The sequence below is a fragment of the Halorubrum coriense DSM 10284 genome (assembly GCF_000337035.1).
Taxonomy (GTDB): Archaea; Halobacteriota; Halobacteria; order Halobacteriales; family Haloferacaceae; genus Halorubrum; species Halorubrum coriense.
Genome location: NZ_AOJL01000026.1, coordinates 50,163 through 73,795 on the forward strand (window position 1 = coordinate 50,163; position 23,633 = coordinate 73,795).

The 23,633-nt window shown below is 53.6% G+C and carries 17 protein-coding genes and 2 pseudogenes; 12 read left to right on the forward strand and 7 right to left on the reverse strand.

Going from position 1 to position 23,633, the window contains the following annotated elements:
- Together C464_RS05315 and C464_RS05320 are read left to right on the forward strand one after the other, a co-directional pair.
- Positions 1-2,778, forward strand: coding sequence for a hypothetical protein (locus C464_RS05315; protein WP_239640198.1), 2,778 nt, complete (start codon positions 1-3; stop codon positions 2,776-2,778).
- A 109-nt stretch (positions 2,779-2,887) separates the two neighbouring features.
- Entirely contained in the window at positions 2,888-3,469 is a 582-nt protein-coding gene (locus C464_RS05320; RefSeq protein WP_152420896.1) for a hypothetical protein, read from the forward strand.
- Positions 3,470-3,488: 19 nt separating this feature from the next.
- Here C464_RS05320 and C464_RS19940 read toward each other — a convergent pair whose 3' ends face one another.
- From C464_RS19940 to C464_RS19585, 3 genes and pseudogenes are all read right to left on the reverse strand, one after another.
- Positions 3,489-3,641 carry a helix-hairpin-helix domain-containing protein gene (locus C464_RS19940; RefSeq protein ID WP_343122414.1) on the reverse strand — a complete coding sequence of 51 codons (153 nt, stop codon included), beginning with the start codon at positions 3,639-3,641 and terminating at the stop codon, positions 3,489-3,491.
- A 603-nt stretch (positions 3,642-4,244) separates the two neighbouring features.
- Positions 4,245-4,481 (reverse strand): annotated as a pseudogene (locus C464_RS19580) (PadR family transcriptional regulator); the annotation flags it as partial.
- A gap of 213 nt (positions 4,482-4,694) precedes the next feature.
- Positions 4,695-6,002, reverse strand: a pseudogene (locus C464_RS19585) (homing endonuclease associated repeat-containing protein); the annotation flags it as partial.
- Positions 6,003-6,214: 212 nt separating this feature from the next.
- On the opposite strand from C464_RS19585, the gene yaaA reads away from it, so the two are divergent.
- From yaaA to C464_RS05345, 4 genes are all read left to right on the forward strand, one after another.
- Positions 6,215-6,673, forward strand: coding sequence for a peroxide stress protein YaaA (gene yaaA, locus C464_RS17375; RefSeq protein ID WP_080510406.1), 459 nt, complete (start codon positions 6,215-6,217; stop codon positions 6,671-6,673).
- Positions 6,673-7,911, forward strand: coding sequence for a tRNA-guanine transglycosylase (locus tag C464_RS05335; RefSeq protein WP_239640199.1), 1,239 nt, complete (start codon positions 6,673-6,675; stop codon positions 7,909-7,911). The genes yaaA and C464_RS05335 overlap by 1 nt, the downstream gene beginning before the upstream one ends.
- Entirely contained in the window at positions 7,912-9,462 is a 1,551-nt protein-coding gene (locus C464_RS05340) for an ATP-binding protein (protein WP_049910877.1), read from the forward strand.
- A 73-nt stretch (positions 9,463-9,535) separates the two neighbouring features.
- Positions 9,536-11,557 (forward strand): tRNA-guanine transglycosylase, encoded by a 2,022-nt coding sequence (locus C464_RS05345; protein WP_239640200.1) that lies wholly within the window; start codon positions 9,536-9,538, stop codon positions 11,555-11,557.
- Positions 11,558-11,597: 40 nt separating this feature from the next.
- Here the strand turns inward: C464_RS05345 and C464_RS05350 are convergent, their stop codons facing one another.
- Together C464_RS05350 and C464_RS17380 are read right to left on the reverse strand one after the other, a co-directional pair.
- The gene (locus tag C464_RS05350; protein ID WP_049910879.1) at positions 11,598-12,842 is read right to left on the reverse strand and encodes a hypothetical protein; all 1,245 of its coding nucleotides are present in this window, start codon (positions 12,840-12,842) and stop codon (positions 11,598-11,600) included.
- A gap of 139 nt (positions 12,843-12,981) precedes the next feature.
- Positions 12,982-13,194 (reverse strand): MarR family transcriptional regulator, encoded by a 213-nt coding sequence (locus C464_RS17380; protein ID WP_006112593.1) that lies wholly within the window; start codon positions 13,192-13,194, stop codon positions 12,982-12,984.
- A 200-nt stretch (positions 13,195-13,394) separates the two neighbouring features.
- Between C464_RS17380 and C464_RS05355 the strand changes: the two genes are divergently transcribed.
- The 6 genes from C464_RS05355 (at position 13,395) to C464_RS05380 (ending at position 19,006) form a co-directional block, all read left to right on the forward strand.
- A complete protein-coding gene (locus C464_RS05355; protein ID WP_006112594.1) occupies positions 13,395-13,985 on the forward strand; it encodes a hypothetical protein in 591 nt (196 codons plus the stop codon).
- Positions 13,985-14,902: a hypothetical protein gene (locus C464_RS05360; RefSeq protein ID WP_006112595.1), complete on the forward strand. Its 918-nt coding sequence runs from the start codon at positions 13,985-13,987 to the stop codon at positions 14,900-14,902. The genes C464_RS05355 and C464_RS05360 overlap by 1 nt, the downstream gene beginning before the upstream one ends.
- Entirely contained in the window at positions 14,902-15,729 is an 828-nt protein-coding gene (locus tag C464_RS05365; protein ID WP_006112597.1) for a hypothetical protein, read from the forward strand. The genes C464_RS05360 and C464_RS05365 overlap by 1 nt, the downstream gene beginning before the upstream one ends.
- A 442-nt stretch (positions 15,730-16,171) precedes the next feature.
- Positions 16,172-17,116, forward strand: a complete 945-nt coding sequence (locus tag C464_RS05370) for a hypothetical protein (RefSeq protein WP_006112598.1) — start codon at positions 16,172-16,174, stop codon at positions 17,114-17,116.
- Complete coding sequence (locus tag C464_RS05375; RefSeq protein WP_006112600.1) at positions 17,116-17,778, forward strand: 3'-5' exonuclease family protein; 663 nt, start codon at positions 17,116-17,118, stop codon at positions 17,776-17,778. The genes C464_RS05370 and C464_RS05375 overlap by 1 nt, the downstream gene beginning before the upstream one ends.
- Positions 17,779-17,908: 130 nt before the next feature.
- A complete protein-coding gene (locus tag C464_RS05380) occupies positions 17,909-19,006 on the forward strand; it encodes an HNH endonuclease (protein ID WP_006112601.1) in 1,098 nt (365 codons plus the stop codon).
- Between the two features lie 236 nt (positions 19,007-19,242).
- Here C464_RS05380 and C464_RS17385 read toward each other — a convergent pair whose 3' ends face one another.
- Both C464_RS17385 and C464_RS05390 read right to left on the reverse strand, forming a co-directional pair.
- A complete protein-coding gene (locus tag C464_RS17385) occupies positions 19,243-20,418 on the reverse strand; it encodes a PD-(D/E)XK nuclease family protein (RefSeq protein ID WP_239640201.1) in 1,176 nt (391 codons plus the stop codon).
- A gap of 60 nt (positions 20,419-20,478) precedes the next feature.
- Positions 20,479-23,595, reverse strand: a complete 3,117-nt coding sequence (locus C464_RS05390; RefSeq protein ID WP_080510408.1) for a UvrD-helicase domain-containing protein — start codon at positions 23,593-23,595, stop codon at positions 20,479-20,481.
- Positions 23,596-23,633 lie beyond the last annotated feature (38 nt).

Sequence of the window (23,633 nt, forward strand, 5' to 3'; positions counted from 1 at the left end):
ATGGAGGTCTTCCGCGGTACAGCCGCGGGAGGTGAAACGTGGGGCGAGGATCGCATCTACCAAGAATTCTCTGATAATCGGGTCGGGAATTTCGCCGTCGTCATCGAAGGAGAAGTCGGTACCGGTAAATCGGAACTCTGTGCGTACCTCTCTCATCGGCTCCGACTCGATGATCGTCCGATGCTTCACATCGACAAAGACGACGATCTGATGTCGATCCTTTCCGAGCGGATTCCGGAGTTCTACCGGGAGCAGTTCGGTGAAGAGCTCTCGGGAGCGTCTGAGTTCAAGCGCCTACGTGACGACATCGTCGATATCCCGCAGACCGTAGCAGACAACGCCACTTCGGGTGCCACCCTCACACTGCGTAGACAGGGGTACGACGTCGCTCCCGACGGTGAGCAGACTGACAAGATACGAGATTACATCGCAGAGAAACTGAATCGTCTCGTCGAGCGGGGCGAGTATGCTCAGAAGATTCAGTTCATCGGAGAAAACGAATACAGACAGCGCGATGAACTGAAGATTTTCAACGAGGAGATTGGCGTTTCAGAAGCCGTCGAAGCGTTCAACAACGCTCTCTGGCAGGTAATCAGGGAGAACTACGATACCTCTTCGCTTGGTGACGTGCTTGACCAAGTCGGACAACAGTTCGAGGACACTCGGCCGGTCATCGTCTTCGAGGACTTCTCTATCGCCGCGATGGAAGCAGAGCGGCTCCGAAAGTACATGGAGCGCGACAAATCCGCGGACAGTTGGGACTTCATTGTCGCGGGAACCCGTGACTCTACAGAGGTGTTACACACTCGGACGGCGGAGGATCGCTTCGAGTTCTTCCAAACGAATGAACAGGATTCGAATACGGTGCTATTCCTGAACGAAGATTCTGCAGTCGACTTTGTGCGCCCGTATCTCGGATATATCAAATCACACGACGGTAGCGTTCAATACGACCGGGACACCGGCGATGGAACGTTCGACCTCAAAGAAGCCCCAGAGGGGTCAATCTGCGCTGATTGTGGCTTCTGTGAGGAATCGTTCCGTGACTTATTCCCGTTCAACCAGACGTTCGTTCGGCGGATCTATGCCGGATTCGACGAGAGTCAGCAGTCCCCGCGTGAATTTATCATGACGATATTCGAGGTGTTACAGGATTATCATGAAGGATACATTGAATCACCGTCGTCCGCGGACGTTCTCAGGCCACTCGGGAATACGGTTTCTGTCGCAGACGAGGTTTACGAAGATGCCGAGGAGTACGCCGATCTCGCTAAATGGTACGGACGTGAGCAGGGAAACCACGTCGTTATCAATAGAGAATTTGTCGACGCGTTTGGTTTCGAAACGACCGGGCTACCCAGCGAGATAGAAGTTGGCGCTCATCAGGTAGAGATAGCATCTACCGGGGAGGGACCAACCCCGGATCCCTGTCCCGAGTGTGGTGCTATAGCGTGGAGAACCGATACCGATGGTAGCCGGATTTGTTCTGAGTGCGGCTACAGAATTGGTGGTGGCGGTGGTCCATCTAGACTTGAACAGGAAATCAAGGAACAAAAAGAACAGATTGACTCGTGGATCGAAGACCCGGAGAAGTACATCGAAACGGACGAGTACATCAAACGTGCTCTCCGTGATCTCTTGGAAGAGATCACTGATGATCTCCGTCTAATCGAGGGAACCTCACTGCGCTACATGCTCAGTAGCCAGAAATCTCCATTCGTCTATCCCGATTCGAACGAGTCACCGGATTCCGACCAGATCATCCTTGACAGAGGTGATTTTCGCCGTTCCGACCTTCGTCGGCTCGTCGAATTTGGGGTACGTCGAGACATGGAACCGAGGTCCTCGGACTCTTCGGCACAGTTGGAAGCCGCCGGTACTCAACTAACCGGATACGCTGAAGAGTGGCGTGACAAGATCATCGAAAAACAACTGAACAGCGACAGCGTGTTCTATAAGCGGCACGCTCGATACGATTTCACTGACTTCCTTCTCGCAACGTATTCGACGCTAACACTTCTCGATGATCCGTGGCACGAAGTGACTGCCGAGCGGCTGAACGAGCGGTACCAATCTGACGACGAGCTCACGGTTGACCGGCAACTGCTCTCGGGACTTGAGGAAGTACTTGGACATGAGGAGATTAAGACAGTCAAGGAAGCGATGGAGGACGCAAAGTACGTTGAAGATGTGCTTGGTTCGTTGCTAGGTGTTTCCGCAAGCACTCTCGACGTACCGGAGGTCCGCGACCGTTTGGAACAAAACCCGCCTTTCGAAGTTCTCGGGATGCTCGGTCGGCAGTACATCGGAAATATCGAATCACGTGTCCGATTCGAATCGGGTCATAACGTACGTGACCTTGCCAACACGATGTACGATGTCAGGAAGGCGCTCAACGACACAACGGACCACGGCTATCAGCGCGAAGCGGTTGAATACGTCTCAGAGATGCTGTCGGATACGGACCTACAATCCGTTAGTGATCGGTACAAGAAACTGAAGACGTACGATGCGGTTGATCCCGATCTCACGGAGCAGCTCGGGCAGGTCTGTAATCACACTCAATCAGAGTTGGATGATGCCGTGAGTGCAGCTGAGCTTGCCAATAGGCTGTATGGTGGAAAACCATTCGCCAGAACTACAGCAACTCTGGCTAGTCTGAAACTTGACAACGATGTAGTGGTGACGGATTTCAGAGAAGTCCCGTTAACAGGTACTAGTGGCACCGATAAGCTCGGCGAGGAGTTCACGGAGGTGAGTACCCACTATGTCGACTGAACAATCTGAAAATTTGCCAGACAAAAATTTCGAAGAAAGCATCGAAGAGATCTACCAACAGTATCGTCACCGACAGCTCGCTTCCCGATTGGAGGATATCGCTGAAACGATGGAGGAAACGATACTCCAACGGATCCTGGCTGAAGAGTTCCTTCAGACTGATCTTGAGATCGACGATGATGCCAAACAAGCCGTTGCCGAGGCACGAGATTTGTTGGAAGAAGACGATTTCGAGGCACTTGGAGATCGCATCGATGCGCTCAGATCGAAGGTTGAAGACCAGAAACGTCGGGTGAGCAACGAGATTCACGAGATTCGAATCGGAATGCAAAGCCGCGTGAACGGAATGCGGCGACTCAATGAGCGTGTTGAACGTGTGAGCGAGGTCAGACTCGAAGCGGTCCACGAACTCCTCTCCGATTGGGATTGGAAGGGACAGGTCTACCGAGACGATCAGTGGAGCTTTGAAAGACTCAAGCAGCGGGCTGCAGACTACGGTGAGGACATGCGGGAGTACTTCGAAGAGTGCCGCGAAGAGATATTCGGCCCGTACGTTGGGACGCCGTTGGAACCGATAGTTGAGGGATTACTATCCGATAAACAACTCTTTCTCGACGAGCTTACCGACAAGCAGATCGACTTGCTGCGAGATTCTGACCTCGAGGATTACGTGGAACTCTCGTTGTCGTAGGCATCGAGCGGCTATTCCGCTACCCGAGTTCTGCTTTGATACGCAAAGCCGTTCCGTCGTCAAGTCCTGAGACGGAACGGAGGTCATCGAGCGAGGCATTTTCTAGATCCGCAGTCGTCATATACCCGGATTCCATGAGAGCCTCCGCGTCGGCTTTCGTCGCACCTCCCACTCCGATAAGCTGATCAACGTCGTCCGCTTTCTCTGACTCACCACTTACACACTCGTCTTCTTCATCTTCCTCAAGCGGCCGCTGAACACCAGACTCCTCAACGGGAACGATTGTGAGGTCTTTCGTACTACTCAATTGATGAGCGTATCCGTGATCGGTTTCCCATCGCTTGAGTCTGACCTCATTTAACCGGAGTTTATCCCCAGTCTGAAAATCAATCTCAATGTCGTGCTTGGTCCAGATCGTGAAGTCGATTCGCTTCCCGTTCGATAGCTTGATGTCGACGATCGAATCGCGCTTCCCAGACGAAATATCTCGGATTTTTATTACTTCTACAACTACGTTAGAGAGACGTCCTTCTGGTACTTCACTGAGGTCGTCCGAGAGTGTGTCCGACTCTTCGACGCCCCATTCGAAGTCATCTTCTTCGGTCAGCTCACTGTTAGAGTCTTGGTCGCTATCCTCTGTCGCCGAATCATGTGGAATATTTTCTGTGTGAGTGTTATCTCGTTGCTCTTTCTTATTGGGGGTGTCGTACTCAGTGCTCTCTGATGTCGTCCTATCTTCGAGTTCAGGAGTCCGTGTTTGATTTTCGTTAGTGGCGATTCGATTCTGCTGCCAGCGATATCGGGCTTCAATGTGATCGGCACCGAGGTCCGTCAGCTCATATCGATTGCTCCGTTCATCCTGTGCTGACTTCTCGAGGAAACCTGCTTCCACGAGCGTATCTAAGTTGGGATAAAGACGACCATGGTGAATCGTTCCGTCATAGTACTCCTCTAGCTCCCGTTTAATTTCGAGTCCTTTCGGTGCTTCCAATCCATTGATCACGACCAACAAATCACGCCGAAAACCACTGAGTTCGGCGAATGCCTCAGAAGAAACCTCCGAATCCCGCTGATCGGCCGGAAAATCGCCGTCCTCTGTCTGTTCCGACGCCGTATCCTTCGCAGGAGAATCTGTATCTGAATCGTCAGCCGGTTCCTCAGATTGACCTCGGGTCTGACCTGACTCTACCGCACCGTGTTCCTCCTTTGCAACATCAACGGCAGCATCCCAACTTTTGAAATACTGGTAGACGGGAGAGGCAGACATTCCACCCAGGTCGTTCATATCCGAGGTACTAGGTCGACCGTCCACCTCCTTGATTAGGTCAACGAGGGCATCGATAACTTCCTGTCTCGAGTACGTTTGTTGATTTGGTTGAGCTGATGAACTCTCGTTCGTCCGATCAAACGGCGCTTGATCCACGGCAGTTGACCACGATCCGAACTCCCTCTCATAATCTTCCGGACTGTACTTTCCGTCAGTTCGCATTCTCCCTCGAGTCACCTTCCGGGAGAAGCGCTCATTTAGCGCGACGAGCTCGTCCAATAGCTCCGTACGCTCCGGTGATTCATTGCTTGTATCTGAAGTTTCAGTCGAATCTGCACCCTCAGAGCGAGACTTCTCATCCGAGTGACTGTCAGAATTATCAGCACCTTTGAGGGTAATATCGATGACGGCACCATCAGCCAACGTTACCTCTTCCTGTATTGTTCGATACTCAGGATGATTGACCTCCATCTTGACCGATTCGGAGGCTTCGGAAACAGAGATACTACACCGCCCAGTTTGCGAAGTTCGTCCGTCGACAGAGAGTGTCGTACCAGTGATTTTGACCCTTGCGTCAGGGACTGGTTCTCCATCGATATTAGAAACGAGTATCTCAACAGTTACAGACATATTTGAGTTTGAATTCGACGAATTTCCCTCGGAATCCCTATTATGGCCGGATTGGTTTAGTACGTTAGCAGATCGTTGGGGTCTGTCGGGAGGACCATTTGCGTCGTTATCTGAAACTTCTTTGTTTGTTCGCTCTACTTGCTTATCACCAGACGATTCATTCGAATTTTTTGCCCTCTTTTCTGAGATGTCAGAAATGTGTTTGGAAGCTTCGTCTAAATTGCCATCTTTCTGTGTGTACATATCATACGTCTCATCGTCTGTTTGGACAATAATTCGGTCTTTTAGAACGCCTTGAGATATCTCGACATCTCGAATATCTTCGAACCGGACAGAGAACGTTTTATCACCGCTTCCCTGACCAACGACATAGAGGAGACGCTCGTCAGTTACGAGCAGGACTGTCCGATAGCTCGAATGAGGGCTTATTGTATCACAGGAGTCGCCATTATCGACTGTAATTCCCTTAGTGAGATTCTGAAGAGCGTAGTCCACACGCTCACCGTCGTAAAGTCGATCGAGAAGCGAATTATCGTTGAAATACCCCGCAGATAGTATTCCGCCACTACCCGTTCCTTCTAGTAGTGACTGGTCGACGTTACCTTTCGATTGCTTCGAGATTCTTTCTGCGTCCATTTGGTTACCGATATTACTGCGACATGCTCTTCGCTCCCGTATTGTAGTAAAACAGTTCACGAGTTCTTGAAAACATAACGGTAGAGGTTATGACACGTAATTGCCGATAGTATCTGATAATTTTCTGAGACACCGACATTTTCGACTGAAATAGCTGATTTGGTTATCCCTAGGGGACACACTTTTGACTGGTCGGGATCGATACGGATGCAATGACCACGCTCCTCGTTCAGTCCTGTTCGGCTACCAAAAATGACGTGGCTGAACCTACCCGAGCTATCGAAGTATACGATGGCTATTTTTTCAGAATTATCAAAAAAGCAATAAGAGAGGGCGCATTTCGCTCAGATATAGAACTTCGGATTCTCTCTGCGGAGCACGGAATACTCCGCGCTGACGACGAAATCATCAATTATGACCGTCGTATGACACCCTCGCGGGCTAGCGAATTACGCGAATACGTTACAGAAGACCTACGTCACTGTATCTCAAATGGTGATTATGAGACTGTTATCATGAACATGGGGTCTGTCTACACTCAAGCTGTTGGTGATATCTCTAACCATAATAATGTAAATATAAACTATGTCAAAGGTGATGGAATCGGAACAAAAGGGAGGAAATTGAAACAAGTGGTACGTAATGATATGGGCACCGAGGTGACTGCGTGATGGAATCTCGGTCAGAGCAGTTCAAAAACGACATCTTTGAGATCTCCGCTGAGGCGGGTGACGCTCGAAGTGGATCTTTACAGATCGGAGACACGAAACTATCGACTCCGAATCTTCTCCCAGTTGTTAACTTCTATGCCGGGGGAACAGACGCAAGTCTGTATGGCGGCGGGATCCACCGAACTATCAAGGAGTTCATGAACGGAGATGAAGTCGTAAACGGTGGAGATTACAGCCGATATTTCGATGGTGTGATGACATCAGTTGCGTCGCTTACGGACTACGGCATCTCGAGAGAGCGGTACGAAGACTACATTGCCGCACCGATCAGGGAACGCGATGTATTCGATTTTAATGGTACCCTTTTTCTTGACTCAGGCGGATTCAAATTCCTTGGCGACGGTACCTTAGATGGTAGCAACTTTGAGGTTGATGTTGATCAGGAGGCCATCGTTGAGATACAGCGGAAGCTGGGGGGAGACGTCCTCGTAAATCTAGACCGACCAATTGAGCCGGACGACGACTACTCTACTCGGGTCAAAAAAGCGCGACTGACGGCCGAAAACGTCGACGAGTTCCTCAACCTAACTACCCAAGACGATACACGATATCTGACACTCCATGGGTACAACTACTCGATGCTCGATACGTTTCTCACAGAGGTTGAGAAAGTCATCGGCCGGGACCGTGTCCATCGTGAATTCGACGGGGTCGCATTGGGGAGTCTCGTTCCACTCAAAGATAACAAGGGTAAACTGATCACCGCTGTCAGCGATTGTCGTGAGGTTTTGAGTGACTGGGGGTTCGAGGAGCTGCCTCTCCACGTCCTCGGTATCTCGTCAAGTGCGATCCCTCTCTTGGCCGCAGTTGGTGCAGACACGTTTGATTCATCGTCGTACATACACTCGGCGATTAACGGGAAATACGATACGTCGCTGTACAATTCGGAGCCCGTAGATGATGTCGACTTTACAGAGTGTGACTGTCAGGTCTGTAGTGATGAGATGTTAGTAGAGCGTATGAAAGGAGACGTGGAGTATCAGAAAGACAAGCTTGGGGCTGTTGCGATGCACAACCTAATCATTCAAAAAGAGGAAATAAATAGAATCCAATCGGCGATTCAAAGTCCGGGAGATGACGCGTTGATTTCGTACATCGAGCAGTCATTAGGGCGAGAGAAGTCGATGCAACAGCACGCACATCGAGTTGTGAACGAATCACTTGGAGGATACTTCTGAATGTCAACAACCAAAACACCACAAGTCAACGAAGTAAACGAATTTTTAGAGATCGCTAGCGACTTTGAGGATCCGCTTGAGGTGATCCGTGAATCACTGTCGAACAGTTATGACGCCGGTGCGACCGAAGTCGAAATCACCATTCGAGATCGGCCAATTGGATCTGAAATTGTTATCGAAGACGACGGTGAGGGGATGGATCACGCTGATCTCGAGTCGTTCTTCGACCTCGGCAATTCCACGAAGCGCGGCCGTCAAAACGGGTCGATCGGCTACAAAGGTCACGGAACGAAGATTTTCTACAAGAGCGAGGAAGTCCTCGTCAATACCACGAAGAACGGACTCAACTTACGCGCACAGATGGAGCAACCGTGGGAAAAGCTCAATAACCGAACCATGCCTGAGTATGTGCTGAACGAGGAGGCAGTCAAAGAGGGCAACTCCGGGACGCATATTCGTATTACCGGATTCAAATCTGGCCACGGTTTCTCGCCAGCATCGCTCACCTACAACAAGATTGAACACTACCTGAAATGGAAGACGCTCGCCGGGTCAACGGGCCACTTCTTCACAGATGACTTCCGAGAGATGGAAATAACAGTCACTCTCGGCGATGAGATCGATGATACACGAGACCAACTGGCAATGAATAACAAACTTGAGTTCCCGACCGAGCAGCGAGAGCCCGGAGAGGGTCAGTTCTCGGAATCTCGGATGTGTAAGCACTACCCACCACGGGAGCTCACCGTTGAGACTGAAAACGGGAATACAACAACTGTAGAAGTAGTTGGGATGGTGGGCGGCAAAGACGCTCGCAACGAACTCCCTACTTACGGAAAGCACTCGGCACAGTTCGGCGTCTGGCTGGCAAAAGACCACATCAAGGTTGAGCGGGTCAACGACACGATCTCGCACGACAACGAGTTCCTACATTTCTTCTTCATCGCAAACTGCCAAGATCTTGAGTTATCGGCAAACCGCGAAAAGATACGGAACAAGTCTAGCCCGGTGTATCAGGCGGTTGTAGAGGAACTCAGCCACTACCTTTCGAAGATTGCATCAGATCCGTGGTTCAAAGACTACTTGTCTCACCGTCGTAAGGCGAAACTCACTCGCCGCGCAGAGTCTCAGCAATCATCGATCGAAAAACGCGAACAGCGGATTCACGAGCGGAATCAATTCACGCCATCGAACGACGCCGAAGTCGTTCTCGGGTTAGAGCGTTCGAACCGCTTTGGGACTGAGCCAGAAATTACGGTCGAAGATTACGACCCGAGTGCAGAGGTCAACGCGTTAGTTCGTCAGGATACGAACCTCTATGCGAGTTCTATCCATTGTCAGCTCACGGATCACTTTGAGGCAGATAAGCCGCTTGAAAGCGTCGATAAAATCATTTGTTGGTCGTACGGCGACCGAGACGATTTGAGCGAGCTTGAGCGTTCAGGATATCATAGCGGAGAGATCTCGATTGATTTCGAAAACGAGCGACTGATCTATAACAACGGCCGTCGACATAACATCCATATCGTCACGGTTCAAGACAGACTGTAGCAGATCCGATTGAGGCCGTCTCACCGCGGAACGACCGAACTTATCACATCCCATCGTCAATGACGTGTAGAGAATGGCATCGTTTGAGGCGGACACGACTGACGATGCTGGCAACGCGCGCCGCGGTACGATTCATACACCGCACGGCGACGTCCAAACACCAGCGTTCTTCCCCGTAGTCAGTTTCATCGGCGGGCCCAACGAGAAGTCTGGCGGAATTTGGAGTCGGTTGCGTAATCATCTCTTCGGTGAACCCGAGTTTCAAGGCGCGATGTTCCAAGCGATGAGTTTCTTGGATTTCAATATCACTCCCAAATCGCTTGAGAACTGGCGCTCGAAACCGATCCACGACCACTTCACTGATCATGACCCGGTTAAGCCGTATCACCCACAGCCAGAGAGTTTCACCAAGCCGTTATTCGTAGACTCAGGTGGGTTCAAGCTTCTAAACTCCGACACATTCGGCGATGCCCCAACGGAGGGAGGGGATGACAATGATTGGTCGATATACACGAACCCAGAGAGTATTCTAGACTTACAGCTCGATTATGGCGCAGACATCATCGCTACTCTCGACTATCCAATACCACCGAATCTGAATGATGAGGAGACGACTCAACGAATGGAGGATAGTATCGACAGCGCCATTCGCTGTCTCGAACTCTTGGAGGATCAGCCAGATCCACCCGCCGTGTACGTCGCTATTCACGGTCACGACTACGAAACGATCAATTGGTACGTCGGGACGTTCCTAGACCGTGCGACGCATATAGACAAGTCGTTTGAAGGATTTGCGATCGGATCACTCGTCCCCCTCCGAACGAACGTCGAAATGCTGGTTGACATCGTACAGGGTGCGAAGGACGCGATACCTGCGGATCGAGAGAATGATCTAGGTCTCCATCTGTTCGGGATTAGTGGGAAGTTCACGGCACTCCTGACGCTTCTTGGCGCGGATTCATTTGATTCGTCAAGCTATATGCAAGCAGCACAGTTCAAGAAGTTCATCAACCGGGAGATCGGAGTTTCAGATGAGGAGCTCGTCCGGAATCCGAACGCCTCGACACACGACCTGGGTGATTTCGGCGTTGATGTCGACCGGACAGCCGACGCGCGGTGGGCAGCAGACTGGTCGAAATTCACTGCGGACCAGATTCCCGATGACTGGGGGTGTCAATGTCCCGCATGTGAGAATCTACGGCGCATAGGTTTCGAGCAGGTACAGGGTACGATGTACGACAGCGAGTCGTATGATCGGGACGGCGAGTATATGAAGAGCGATTTTTACGCACTAATGAGCTATCACAACTTCTGTGTTTACCAAGACGAGATGAATCACGTGCGGGAGCTGATCAACGACAGTGGCGGAGAGTTGCTTGAATACGTTGCTAAGATGGCTCGCAACGATGTCGGGAACATCAAGCGGGCACTAAAACGGGCGACAGTCCGAGATCGTGAATTAGCTCAGCAGCTCAAAGAGCGCGGCTACAATCGACTCACCGCCGATCAAAGCGATGCAGAGCAGGAACGGCTTGACTTGGATATTCCAATCGATGACCAAGAGATTTCGCTTGAGCACACACCGGAGGATTTCAACATCCTTCAGCGGAAGGACTACCAGGTCGGCGATGAGCGCGTACTGCTCGTTATCCCGTGTAGCCAAACCAAGCCGTATTCTAACTCCCGAACGCACCGCGTCGTCGCAGATGCAACCGCTGAGTGGAACGACCAGATTCACAAGGTGACTGTCTCCGGCATGTATGGGCCAGTACCTGAGCAGTACGAGAATATCTCGCAGATCAAATCATATGAGTACGTGCTGACCAACGCCGAGAAACAGCGCCAACAGCTCGTCGTTGACCGTCTGGTGTCCTATCTCGAAGAATACGGCTCACAGTTCGACGCCATCGTTGGCTATGCCACCAGCAAAACCTACCGCACGGTAATAGAGCAAGCGTTCTCCGAGTACGAAGACGGCGTTGTCCTTCCAAAAGACCCGAAAATGCGCGCGCTCACTGAACACTTCAGAACAACTAATCTCGAAGAGCTGTCCGACCACTTAGACGATGTGCTCTCCTCCACACCGCCCCAGTAGTCGTTGCGCCCGCTATCGACAACTTCGACACTCGCGGAATTCAGATCGGCTGTTCCAATCGCCAATTGCTCTCCTCCGGTTCAAGATTACTCGAATCGGATCCGGACTCCGCAAGGATGCCGGAATGATACAGCATCTGTTTGAACTGGTACGCGACCACCGAACGGTACACATGCGGCTCTAACAACGAGGCTGTGATCAAATCACCGTCGCCAGTCAGTACTGCAGAACGTGCCTCTTCCGTATCCCGAATAAAGAACTCGACCGCGAATGTAGGTGAGGTATCAAACAGATGCTCCACAACGGCAGGAAGAACCGGCGGCTGATCGTTGTTCTGAAGCTCTTGAACGTGTTTTACGAGCATCTGTGTTGCCGGAAAAGAGAACACGACCCGTCGAGCGACATACGCCCAGTCTGATGCTAACTGGGTTAGTCTCGTCCGCTCCCTCTTCCATGACTTGAACTCTTCTAAAACAGAGTTCAATGACTGCTCGTGTTTTTGTAACCCGAATCGAACCACTTCCTCACCCAAAGGAGATAGGACATCGGAGCCATCTGGTTGTTTCTCTATCAACCCGAGGAATGCAGCACCGTCCCTGGCACTTCTGAAATCCCTCACTACGTACTCTTCGAGAACATTCTCAGTCGGCTCCGGATGATAGACACAGAATGGATATCCGAGATAGTTTTTCGGACGGTTGAGATGAAACGACTGGTCAGCAACACGCTGCGGGCCGGCTTGAAAACGTATCGTCGATGCCTCTCGACCGACCTGTGTGCCAACTACTCGCGGTTTCTCAAGCACATCTACCGACTGATCTTCCGTTACTCCGAGAACACCGATATTTAACTCTCGACCAAGTGCTCGAGTTTCCGACGAGATAGAACTTCGGGGAGCGGCTAAAAACCCGAGATTCGCTTCTTGTAGCCGGTCATGAGCTTGAACAATTCCCGTCTCCGTGTCGACCTGTCCGGTCGATCCATGTCCCTTCGCTTCAACGACGACCAGAGGCGGCGAATCTAGATCTCCATGGTGACCACGAAACGAGTCACTCGCAATCGAACCGGCACCAACAAGATCCGGATATCCTGAGCCTACACGCACATGATTAAATGGTGCTAACGTTTCAGTTACCTCCTGTGAGATTGGGACACCATTCAACCACTGGTCGGTAGAGAATTGAGTGTCGACGACTGCGTATCCTGAATCCTGTCTTGGTCTTGAAAACAACTGCTCTTTTGTCGTTGCTAGCACTTCTGGTTCAGTCATTGACAGTGCTTCCATACACAAGCAGAACTGTTCCTACATGAAATAGGTCCGTAATGGTTCACATCCGTATAAACAGTAACACGGATCGATTTGTGAATGTTCGAGCACAGAGGTAGCCACTCCACGAAGAGAGCAAGCGAGTTTGAGAGGAGACCTAATCCGATCTGGGGTCTTCAATGAGCTGCCAGAGTGCCGTCGGTTCGTGAACATATTCAATAAACTCCGCAGCATGAAGTCTATCTAGCCTTTTTGTAACGGTCGGCCTCGATAAATCTGTGAAATCAACAAGTGCACCTGTTGTGAGATTGCCTTTGGATACAAACTCATCAATTACTTTCTCAGTATTCTCGTCGATTCTCAGGGGCATACTTACGTTATGTCTTGTCTGGTTCCTATTATCTCTCATCATACATATATGTAAATACTTACCTCCTTTACTATCCGTTAAGTATAAATGAGCAAAGATAGTAGAAGAGGTTGAACACTCGGTCCCAATGGGGCAGTCGGCTAGAAAGCCCGCGTGTTGGCGCACGCGGACCGGGTTCCCACCCTAGAAAGTAAGAACCCATGACAAAGAAGAGCTTCAGCGGCCAAGAGAACGTCGATCAGTTAGTTGAAGAAATAAGTCAAGTAGAATTTTATGCGCTCGGGGAAGGGCCGGCGGCGTGTCAGGTCTGCGACCGCAAGCTCCGGGAAGGCGACGAGCTGACCGCGTATGCCTTCCGGGCGGCTGGCAACCCCAGTTTTGAAATCGGATACGTGATGTGCGGGGCGGACGAGCACGCGCATCCGACGGAGTTCATGCGTGGCGTGGACGAACTCATCATCACGGGCCGAATCGGCCTGTGTACCGACGTGGCGACCCAATCATCGTGGCTGGTGGTTATCGCACCGGAACCAATTGTGGCGAGCCGACCCAAATCAAGCGATGCCCACACGATCGGTGAGGTGCCGACGCGCGACCTCGACCCCCTTCGCCAGGACATCCCTGAGGACGGTCCGACACTCACGCTTGAAAAAGCCGACGAGAGGTGGTCGGAACAGGTTGAGTGGACGAGTGAACACACGGCCGATTACTCCCAAGTGGACACGACACACCAGTGCGACCACGACGAGGAGGACTATCGATACGCGACCAACCAGGGGGATGACGAGTAATGCCGCCGACGTTCGACACGGCGCACCTCGATCACGAGATGTCACTCCCAGACGATATCGAGGCGCTCACACTGCCGGACCTGTACGTGGGCCTCGAAATCCCACTGCTCGCACCAGGTGATGGGATCGTCACTGATCGCCAGCACGCCTCTGCGGATCGGTACGAGGCGGACGACCCACAGAACCAAATCGGCGGGATGGTGTCGCCGTTCCCACTGTCGGGCTGGCTCCGACACGGCTGTGAGCGCGTGATACAGGTAGCGGGCGGGACGGCGTGTCACCCGGGCGAAGCGAACGCGGACTACATGCTCGATGACGTGTACGAGCGCGACCTCGACGCCGGGTACCACGAGAAAGGCTCGTGTGTCGATGGGGACGCCGGCTGCGTCCTGTACGACCTGTTCGGCGGGTTCAACGACCGGGCGGGACGCCTCGTCCGCCGCCCGATTCGCTTCTCGCCGATCCGGCGGCAGGTCGACGTCCTCCAAGGAGAGGCGGAAGCGCACTACCGCCAACTGAACACCCAGGTGCGCTCACGCAACAGCGAGGACGACGGGCAACCGCTGCGGATGGCGTCCCGAGACGTCGTCGGCAACCTCGTGGGGACGTGGAAACTGTCGCTACGAGAGCTGAAACCGGAGTACGTCGGCCTCCTCGTCGAGGCCGTCGACTACTTGGACGCCCATAGCGAGGAGTTCGAACTCCAACTGGGCGGCGCGCGGAATTTCGGGGCGGGCATGGTCGATGCGCGCGTCATCAACCCGCTCTACACCGATGCGGAAATCAAGCGGGTGTACAATCGCGCGCAGGACGCCACCTCAGGGATGACGTACAAAGACGACCTGTGGCGAGAGTCGGTGCGCCAGCAGTTCGTGAAGCCGCTCCAAGAGCGCGTGAACGGCATGGGGGAGCCCTGATGCCGATGGCGGAGGCGAGTGACTCAACGAGTGTCGATCTCCGGAGAGCGTACCGACACGACGTCCACAAACTGCGCGGCCGCCAGCACGGATCAGGACGTGACGCGTTGTTCGGCGTCCCGGTCAACGACTCAGTCCCGCTGCAGGCAGATCGAGATGCGGCGTTGCTGAGCCGGCCAGTTGGGGAACCCGAACAGACGGTAGCGAATCACGCGACGCCGGCGCGGCTGTCGTTGCTCACCGGATCAGTACGTGCCGACGACGCGGTCCCCGTCCAAGATGCCGCGATCAAGCCGTTGATCGATGGAAGCCCCGACGAGCTCCACGCAGCGTGGCTGACGAGTGAGACGGCGGCACTGGTGAACGAGTCAGTGTATTGCCCGTACTCATCGCTCAAGTACCACGTGTTGCTGGTGGCCGCGTTGCTCGATGCGTACCAAGCCGGCCAATCGTTCGGCGAGTTGTATCTGACTGTCGAGCCAGCAGCGGACGCACCACCGCGGAACGCAGATCAAAAAGCGAGACAGCAGGCGGCGCTCGACGCGGATGCCGTAGACCCACATCGAACCATCCTGTGGACGGAGGCGATGACGATGCGACTGACGGCGTCACCAGACGGACCAGCAGCGTGGCTTGGCCCGGCCCCGGCTGAATCGTTTGCTGACGTGTGGAATCGGGTGTCTGGGTCGCCCTTGGGCCGTGAAGCGCAGTGGTGGCGTCACGTCGACGCACAACTCCGCCGAATCAGATCGTGGTCGACAGCGCTACAGTACATCGAGGATGCTGTCGCGGAGGATACGCGCGGCACTGTGGGGGTGAGCGAGTGACCCGCCGACACGTTCGTGACTGGCTGGCTACCGACCCCGGCCTACCGATATGGTCAGGCGGTGAGTCCGTTGGGCAGGCTGTTGGTCCGCTTGTGTCGCCAGTAGGTGGGCGTCGACGGTCGCTGCCCCGCCCGGAAGCGCACGCGCCACTGTCGACTCGACGAAGTCCGCCGACAGGTGGGGGCGCAGATCACCGCACACTCGGGCGAAGCCAAGCGAACCCACACCCCAGCGCCCCAGCGAAATGGTCGGGCCGTGAATCCGCGGGACGGGCTGCGAGCCAGCATGCCGGACCGGTGCGTGCGTGCCGATGGCGGGCGACGCCACTGTACGCTTCAACCGATCGTGGGTGCCTGCTGTGGGCGGGTCGATCCACCACAGCCAACGGTCAAGTGGTACGTGAACGTGTTACAATCTCCACTCGAAGAGAGGGGGGTGTAGCATGACCACGATCCAACAGGTGGTGTTCGAATTGTCGACCCCGTATGCGGGGCGACCATATCACGTGTCGGGCCACGCGTTGTTTCAGGCGATTGCGGGGGACGTCGACGACCGGACGCGACGCGACCTCCAAGTGAGCCACGGCATCTTCGCGCCGTCAGAGTACGGCTCCTACCCAGAATCACACTCACAGAAAGGGTATGCCGGCAAACTCGGCGGCTCACTCCCACCGGTTGAGTCGTACGAGGACCTGTTCCTGTTTCGGGATGCGGCCCAGCGATGGCTACAGCCCTCTCGGCCGCGCGACGCGCAGAACACGATGGATCGCCAATCACACGGGGGACGGCTGACGGTCGCGCCGGAGTCATTCTTTGGCGTCCCCGAACACCAGCGGAATTCAAAACGCCGAGTGAAATGGTACGTCCACGCGTATCTCCACAGCGAGCGCGAGGGCATACTCCCGCTTGATGCGACCGTGCTCGATGGGATTCAGCTGGGCGGTGCTCGGAACTACGGGTTTGGGGAAGTCTCGCTCGTGGACTCCCAGGTTGTTGAGCTCGACGCCCTCTCCTTTGACGGGTTACGCGGGCACGACGCGTACACCATCGAGCTGGTGACACCGTACGTCCTCCAAAGTGAGGCACCGGACGCGGACGCCCAATCGGTACCCTGGTGGTGGGATACGTCGGTTACGGGCATGGGAAGCGATGCGCCGACGCGCGACCGCCGATTGCGTCGCCGCGAGGAGCGACTCGCTGGGGAGATCACATATGAACTGGCGACGGTCGATCACGGACAGATGGTCGGCTACGGCGGGAGCGACCCAGTAGAGACGGCAAAGAATGGCGTGTTGCGGCTGGGAACACACGCGCGATTCGGCTTCGGTGAGCTGCGAGTGCGGCCGGCCGAACACGATCGTGTGCCAGCGCGGGAGGGGGTGGCCTGATGCTCGAGCAGGTGGCGTTCGACATTGAGACGACCGGCTTCGACGTCGACGATGAGCTAACGGTCGTCGGGTTTGCGATGCCGATGGGCGTGCGGGTGTTCGTACAGACTGACGGGCGAGAGGCAGCCAGTATTGAATCCGCTGTCGAGGCGGGTATCTCGGAGACTCTTGTCCGTATCTCGACGCACGCGTCTGAGCATGCGCTGCTAGTCGCGGTGTCCGAGTTCGTTGCGGAGCGGATCCATGATGGAGAGCAACTGCTCATCGCGTACAACGGCGAGCGATGGAGTGGAGGGTTCGATCTGCCGTTCCTCAGGACGCGGTACGCGCAGCGTGAGCTGGCGTGGCCGTTCGTGGACGTGCCGTACGCGGACGTGATGCCGCTCGTCACAGATCGGTTCAACACGACGGTTGACGGGACCGAGCACAGTGGACTCGTGACGGCATACGAGGTGTTGTGTGATGGAACTGACAGCGAGGTGGACCCGTTCGACGACAGCGCAGAAGCGGTGACGGCGTTCGAGGACGGACAGTTCGCGCCGCTCGTGTTGCATAATGTTGCGGACGTGCTTCGCACACGGGCGCTTGGCCGAGTTGCTGAGCGCTACTGCTCGAAAGCGGACTTCAACGTCAAATCACTCTCGCCGACACGGGACGCGTGAGTCTGGCTCGGTGAGCGGTCGCGGCGCGTGTAGTCCCCACAGCGGGGGTGCCGATTTGAAGTGATACACCACAGGGAGGAGCGATGCTGCCGGTCGCAGTGCGTGCGACAGCGAACACAGAGCGATATCCATGAGCAATTCAGACGACGAGAAGACGGTTGACGGAACAGATACTGAGAAGACCGCGGGCGAGGAGGGTGCCGACGGCGACGCCCCGTCGGACCAGTTAGAGACGGCGTCGATGAACCCAAGCGCGGAACGAAACGAGACGGTTGATCCGTCGACCCAAAAGAAGGTACTTGAACGCGATCGGTATCGCTGTCGGGCCTGTAACGCGAAAGCGCCAGCCGCTGGCGGCCTGGCAGACCTCGAGGTCCACCACGCCGATCGGGACCCGGACGATGTTGGTGAACACGACCTAGCGAACCTCCTCACGTTGTGCCGGAGTTGCCACTCGTGGCATCACAAGCGGGGCAAGTCAAGCGATGTACCCATCCGGCTGACGGAGGCCGATGACAAAGAGTTGCTGTCCCACGATTACGAGATTCTGCGGATCCTCAATGACAACGGCCCGCTCCGCACGGGGGCGATTGCCGAGCGATTAACAGCCGAGATGTCACTCATGGCGGTTCGAGAGCGGTTGTGGCATTTAGGCGGCCTCGATAACAAGGTACCTGAGCGAACAGAGCCGCTCGTGACCAAAGACATCGCTTCGCAGGAGTGGGGACTCCTCGATGATATCGTGACGGGTGCTCGTGGCCACATTCCTGATGATCACAAATTGCTTGTGCAACGGACAGAAGACGAGCTCGTACGGCGAGCGCTTGACCGTGGGTGTGACCGACAGACGGTGATGGAGGTGTTCGACGTCTCGCGGCGGGGGACGATCTACAAAGAGAAGCGTTCGAAAATGTATGATTTCCCGATTGACGCGTTCAGTCGCGGCGGGCGGCCACGGGTCTCCAAGGAGGCGTCAAGTAAGGGGGACTCGTCGACAGCGGCGAGAGGGCCGGAGGAAGCAGAGGCGATACGGAATGCGGCGGTGCGGGCGAGCGAGGTGACTGCTGATGGGGGCGAGGACCCAGCCGCGGAGATCGTGTCAGATACAGGTGAGCCAGTTGGCGAGGTGGATCAAGAGGATGCGGTTGACGAGGCGACTGATGCGGAGAGCGTCCAACAGCTGTTAGAGGAGGCGCTCGACGCGTTGCGGGACGATACCGAGGAGTAGTCCGCGTTCAGGCGGATTTTTTTGTGGTGTGGTCGTGATAACGCGGGGGGACTTGTGTGTGCCGTGTTTGAGGGATACCGTACTGTTGGAACCAATTGAGGCAGACAGGGACCGGTTACTGAATAAGCTGTGTCGCTACGACTACATTAGAAGATTCTACAAACAGCTCTCAATGACCGGATGTTTCAGGCGAGGGTATATCTGAGGGAGAGGATTTCAACAGAGCCAGAGATCAGCTATTGCGTCTGGTGGTCGGCCACGATATCAGTGAGAGATGGCTCCACGATCTGGCGGAACGAATGGAGCGTTTGGATGGCATTCCGAATTGAGTCATCTGGCTGCTCCGTGTCTAATGGGACAGACTTGGCGAAGTATGCGTAACTGCTATCGACGATCTCCCAGCCATTATTCTCTAGACGGTCCAATTCATTTTCGTTGAGTTTGGTGTGGAGTTGCTGTCGAATCTGCTGTTTGTCTCCACGTTCAATGTCAAGTCGGAGGCGGATGTCTGGGTGGTCACGGTTGAGATGGACGTGGAGTTCATATTCGATTGTCACGCTGCCTGCAACGTTACCCCAGTCTTTTTTAGCGAAGTTGATATACGTATTAGGCCGGTTGTTGACGGTCCATTCCTCATGATCACCATCTAATTCACCGAAGAACGCTGTTTCGAGGCGATTGAACACCTTATTTTTATCATCTTCGTATGCTTGGACTAGGCGGTCGATAGTGTCTGCGTATTCAGTGTAGAGTTTCGTCTCGTCGGAGATGGTGGTGAAGTCGTCCATGTTGAGTGTCTGTTGGATTGTATCGAGATAATCAGCGAACTGTGCGTAGCTTTTCGATGGGTACTGCCCATGGCTCGTTCGTAATACGTCCTCAAAGTAGGGAACGACAGACTCCCAAGAGATATCGACGAACGTCTCTGATTTTGATGAACGCGCATTCCCGGGAGCGAGATACACATACTCACTCACACCATCGTGTTGGCTGACATCGAGATCGCCAAGCTCAGTTGCTTGGGCATATCGTCTCGTTTGGACCCCTGTTTCTGCTGCATCGACTTTCAGTTCGATAACGACATACCACGCATCCTCACACCACAACAGGATGTCAAAGACGCCGTCTTCTGTCGGGACCTGGGAGTGGACCTCAATTTGCCCGAGATCAGATCGCGTCGACGAGAGTGACGTACTGTCATGGGCTGTAATTGCGTTCAAGAAGGCCTGAAGTACATCTGATCCAAACCCGTGAGGATTACTCGAATCTAGAAAGTAAACCAGCAAGTCCTCCCAGTACCGTTCGCGTTTAGCTTCTCCGAGAATATCTAATGTCGTTGTCGGAGGACGATCAACACCAGCTAACCGCTCCTCGATATCTTGGAGGTGAGTCTCTAGCGTTGTTTCTGACACAGATATATAATATTACAGATCACATAAAGTACCAGTGGACTGGGCCGGCGAAGATTCTCTTCACTCCTCCTCAGTTGCTTTCAGCTCGGTAGGGGTATCACCTGAAGAATCGTCCTGAGACAATTGATAGTGAATTGTTTCGACATCCACTCGCGCATCCTCGGGCTCAATCTCAGTTAGTTCACTGAATCCGTTGATCACTACCTGCGGATCACCTTTGTACTCGTTAACGCTGATATTCTCGAACCGATACCAAGTATCGCTCTCTACTGTGGGTGGGTCAGCACTTGCCCAGGAGACGACTTTGACTGAATCAGTGTGGTCCTCAAGTACACCGCCTTGATGTTTCTTCGCGTGTGTGTCGTCCCAGAGATGGGCGACTCGGGCTTGGAGCGTGTTTTGATTCCCCGTGGGATCAAGCGACACAATACGGTCGGCATTTGTCGCTGTATCGACGTACTGGTCGATCTCGTCGATAAAGCGTGATTGGTCCTCTTGATTCGACTTCGTGATGACATCAAGCGTCCGTGCGCTCCGGGTGATGGCAACGTAAAAGAGGCGACGCTCTTCGGAAAGCGTATTCATATCGACCTCTCGAACGGGTTCAAGTAACTCTGAGTTCCGATCAGTGGCAGGAAAGCCCATGCCATCTTCAGAGGCGTGGGTCACGATGACGTGATCCGCCTCACGGCCTTTCGCTTGGTGGACAGAACAAACAGTGACACCGTCCTGCTGGTCGCTACCGCTTGTATATGGAATTGACCGGTCATGAAGTCGCTTGCGGACAGCATCAAGGTGGCTAACGGCGTCGTCATACCGGCAGAGCACCATAATCTCGTTTGGATCACAACCACTGTCTATGTAATCGGCGACGAGGTGGGCCACGAGCTCGGCAGTGTACTTTACGTAGTCATACTCGCGGTAGCCACCCAGAAGGTGTTTGACGACGGCGGCAGGGGCGTCTGAAGCCGCAGTCGTCTGCTTGACAAGTTGATTCTCGTTTTGTTCGATCAGCTCAACACTCGCTTTGACGAGTTGTGAGGGGGATCGGTAATTTGTATCGAGTGTAGTAGTGGCAGTGTACTCGAACCGCTCTTCAAAATTAATGAAGAGGTCGACAACAGCACCTTGGAACGAGTAGATACTCTGCCAGTCATCACCGACCGCAAATAGCTGCGCATTATCTGGCCCAGATAGCTGTGCGATAAGCTGTAATTGGTCTTGGCCGATGTCTTGAAACTCGTCGACAAGAACGTGTTCATAGCCAGGAGTAGCGGGGTCTGCTCCGGTTGAGAGTAGTGATGCTGCTTCGTAGATCATATCGGTAAAATCGATATTCCCTGATTCTCTCAACCGAGTTTCGTACGCGTTCAACAAGAGCCCCCCACACATGCCGAAATAATACTGGGAGGATTGATCTATCGAGAGGCGGGACGGGATTTCCGAAGGCTCAATTTCGAACGTTCGAGCAAGTTCAATAAATCGGGTGAACATCTGCTGAATTGGGATATTGCGGTTGTGAATCTCGTATGTCTCATTCACGAGTTCTTCATGAGACCGTCGATCGAGTGAGACATGATGATGTGTGAGTCGGTGCGTGAGAGCTTGGCGTAACCGGCCCGTATCAAATTCAAACTGATACGTTTCGAGGAGAACGGCGTCACGGTCATCGAACACCTCTCGAGCCCAGTGGATTTTCTCGATGTATTCTTCGCTTGATTGCGTAAACCAATCTGCGACCTGGCCATCTTCGTCAATACCGTAATGTTCGATCCAAATCTCGGCTTCTGGGAGGTAGAAATCAGGCCGATATGCGCTGATTTCCGTAGGCCTATCAGCGTCGGAGTCTGTAGATTCCGAATCAGTCCCTGTCTGGTCTCCCTGTGAATGTGACTGATCTAGGTCTGCCCGATATTCGTACTTGTAGTCGATTTGATGGACATATAGAAAGTCGGCAATGAGCTTCTCAGCGCGCGATTTGACCTTCTCACCACGTAATGTTTCATACTCCTCGCGTCGGAGGTGTTCAACAAACTCCTCTTTTGTCTCAAAATCTGTCTCGCTAACGGTGGGTAACTCACTTTGGAGAAGAAAATTCGAGAAGTGCTCATAGAACGTCTCCGGGACGAGTTCTGTACGTTGCTCAAGAACATCATCGACGAGATGCTCCAGGTCATCACCATCAAACACGTCTGGTCTTCCACCAGTTGTATTCGTAATAACTGAGTAACCGAAGGAGTGTAGCGTTGAGGCCTTGATCCCCGTAATATCGAACTCTTCACGTAGTCGCCGTTGCAATTCTTCGGCAGCCTCGTTGAGAAACGTCACGACGAGAATATCTGCGGGGTCTACATCCTGATATTTGACAAGGTACGCAACACGAGTCGTCAGTACAAGCGTTTTGCCGGTCCCAGCGCCAGCAATAACACGGTTGTATGAATCATTTCGAATAACTGCTTCCCGCTGATCCCGATCAAGTGTCGTCTCATCCTGTCCAACAGCATCAAAAAATGATTGCCTCCGTCTGAGTTCACTCTCGACGAAGCGGTCGTTGTACCTGTCGCGGTTCGTGAGTAACTGACCAACTTCTGCAAGATTACGTTCAAATCCCCGGATCAGTGGGTGTGCGGTTGCGATCCCAGTGGTCTCTTCGACCGATGACCGAAGCGCTCCCAACTCCGCCTGTAGCGTGGCAGATCTTGACGTTAATGTCTCTTGATCATGCCCGGTTAGGTATGACTCCGTGTCAAGATAGGGTTGCATACGATTGAGAAGGTTCAACAGACGGTCCTCAAACTGATCGCACATTTCGTGAAACCGCTTCTCACGGGCGCTCGTTACCACAGAGTCCCGTTTGTGAAGGTACACGGCAGAGCCGATAATAGGGATTCCAACAGCCAACGCGGCCCATCGGGTGGCAGACATGTCCCAGTGGGTTTCGTCACTGATTGCCTGTGCGTCTGCAACCACAGTTTTCCAGATCAGAACCGCCGTCAGAACAATCAGCGATCCACTCCAAATCCAAGATGGTTCGTTGGCGAATGAGAATCCACTGATAAATACGCTAATCGCAATAACAGATGGGAGGGTAGCGACAAACAGAATTGCTCCGATTCTCCGAATGGGGCGTATGTTTCTGATAGGAAGAGAGTCATACGATAGAGTAGAATCAGTCATCAATCATGAATTGTTGATGATGATCACATGACTATAAA

What these genes read in the sequence shown, in the direction of transcription:
- C464_RS17380 (WP_006112593.1), bottom strand. Translation starts at nt 13,194, where the DNA reads ATGCCCCTGAGAATCGACGAGAATACTGAGAAAGTAATTGATGAGTTT.
- C464_RS05355 (WP_006112594.1), top strand. Translation starts at nt 13,395, where the DNA reads ATGACAAAGAAGAGCTTCAGCGGCCAAGAGAACGTCGATCAGTTAGTT.
- C464_RS05350 (WP_049910879.1), bottom strand. Translation starts at nt 12,842, where the DNA reads ATGGAAGCACTGTCAATGACTGAACCAGAAGTGCTAGCAACGACAAAA.
- C464_RS05375 (WP_006112600.1), top strand. Translation starts at nt 17,116, where the DNA reads ATGCTCGAGCAGGTGGCGTTCGACATTGAGACGACCGGCTTCGACGTC.
- yaaA (WP_080510406.1), top strand. Translation starts at nt 6,215, where the DNA reads ATGACCACGCTCCTCGTTCAGTCCTGTTCGGCTACCAAAAATGACGTG.
- C464_RS05320 (WP_152420896.1), top strand. Translation starts at nt 2,888, where the DNA reads ATGGAGGAAACGATACTCCAACGGATCCTGGCTGAAGAGTTCCTTCAG.
- C464_RS05370 (WP_006112598.1), top strand. Translation starts at nt 16,172, where the DNA reads ATGACCACGATCCAACAGGTGGTGTTCGAATTGTCGACCCCGTATGCG.
- C464_RS05345 (WP_239640200.1), top strand. Translation starts at nt 9,536, where the DNA reads ATGGCATCGTTTGAGGCGGACACGACTGACGATGCTGGCAACGCGCGC.
- C464_RS05360 (WP_006112595.1), top strand. Translation starts at nt 13,985, where the DNA reads ATGCCGCCGACGTTCGACACGGCGCACCTCGATCACGAGATGTCACTC.
- C464_RS05390 (WP_080510408.1), bottom strand. Translation starts at nt 23,595, where the DNA reads ATGACTGATTCTACTCTATCGTATGACTCTCTTCCTATCAGAAACATA.
- C464_RS05315 (WP_239640198.1), top strand. Translation starts at nt 1, where the DNA reads ATGGAGGTCTTCCGCGGTACAGCCGCGGGAGGTGAAACGTGGGGCGAG.
- C464_RS05340 (WP_049910877.1), top strand. Translation starts at nt 7,912, where the DNA reads ATGTCAACAACCAAAACACCACAAGTCAACGAAGTAAACGAATTTTTA.
- C464_RS05380 (WP_006112601.1), top strand. Translation starts at nt 17,909, where the DNA reads ATGAGCAATTCAGACGACGAGAAGACGGTTGACGGAACAGATACTGAG.
- C464_RS05365 (WP_006112597.1), top strand. Translation starts at nt 14,902, where the DNA reads ATGCCGATGGCGGAGGCGAGTGACTCAACGAGTGTCGATCTCCGGAGA.
- C464_RS05335 (WP_239640199.1), top strand. Translation starts at nt 6,673, where the DNA reads ATGGAATCTCGGTCAGAGCAGTTCAAAAACGACATCTTTGAGATCTCC.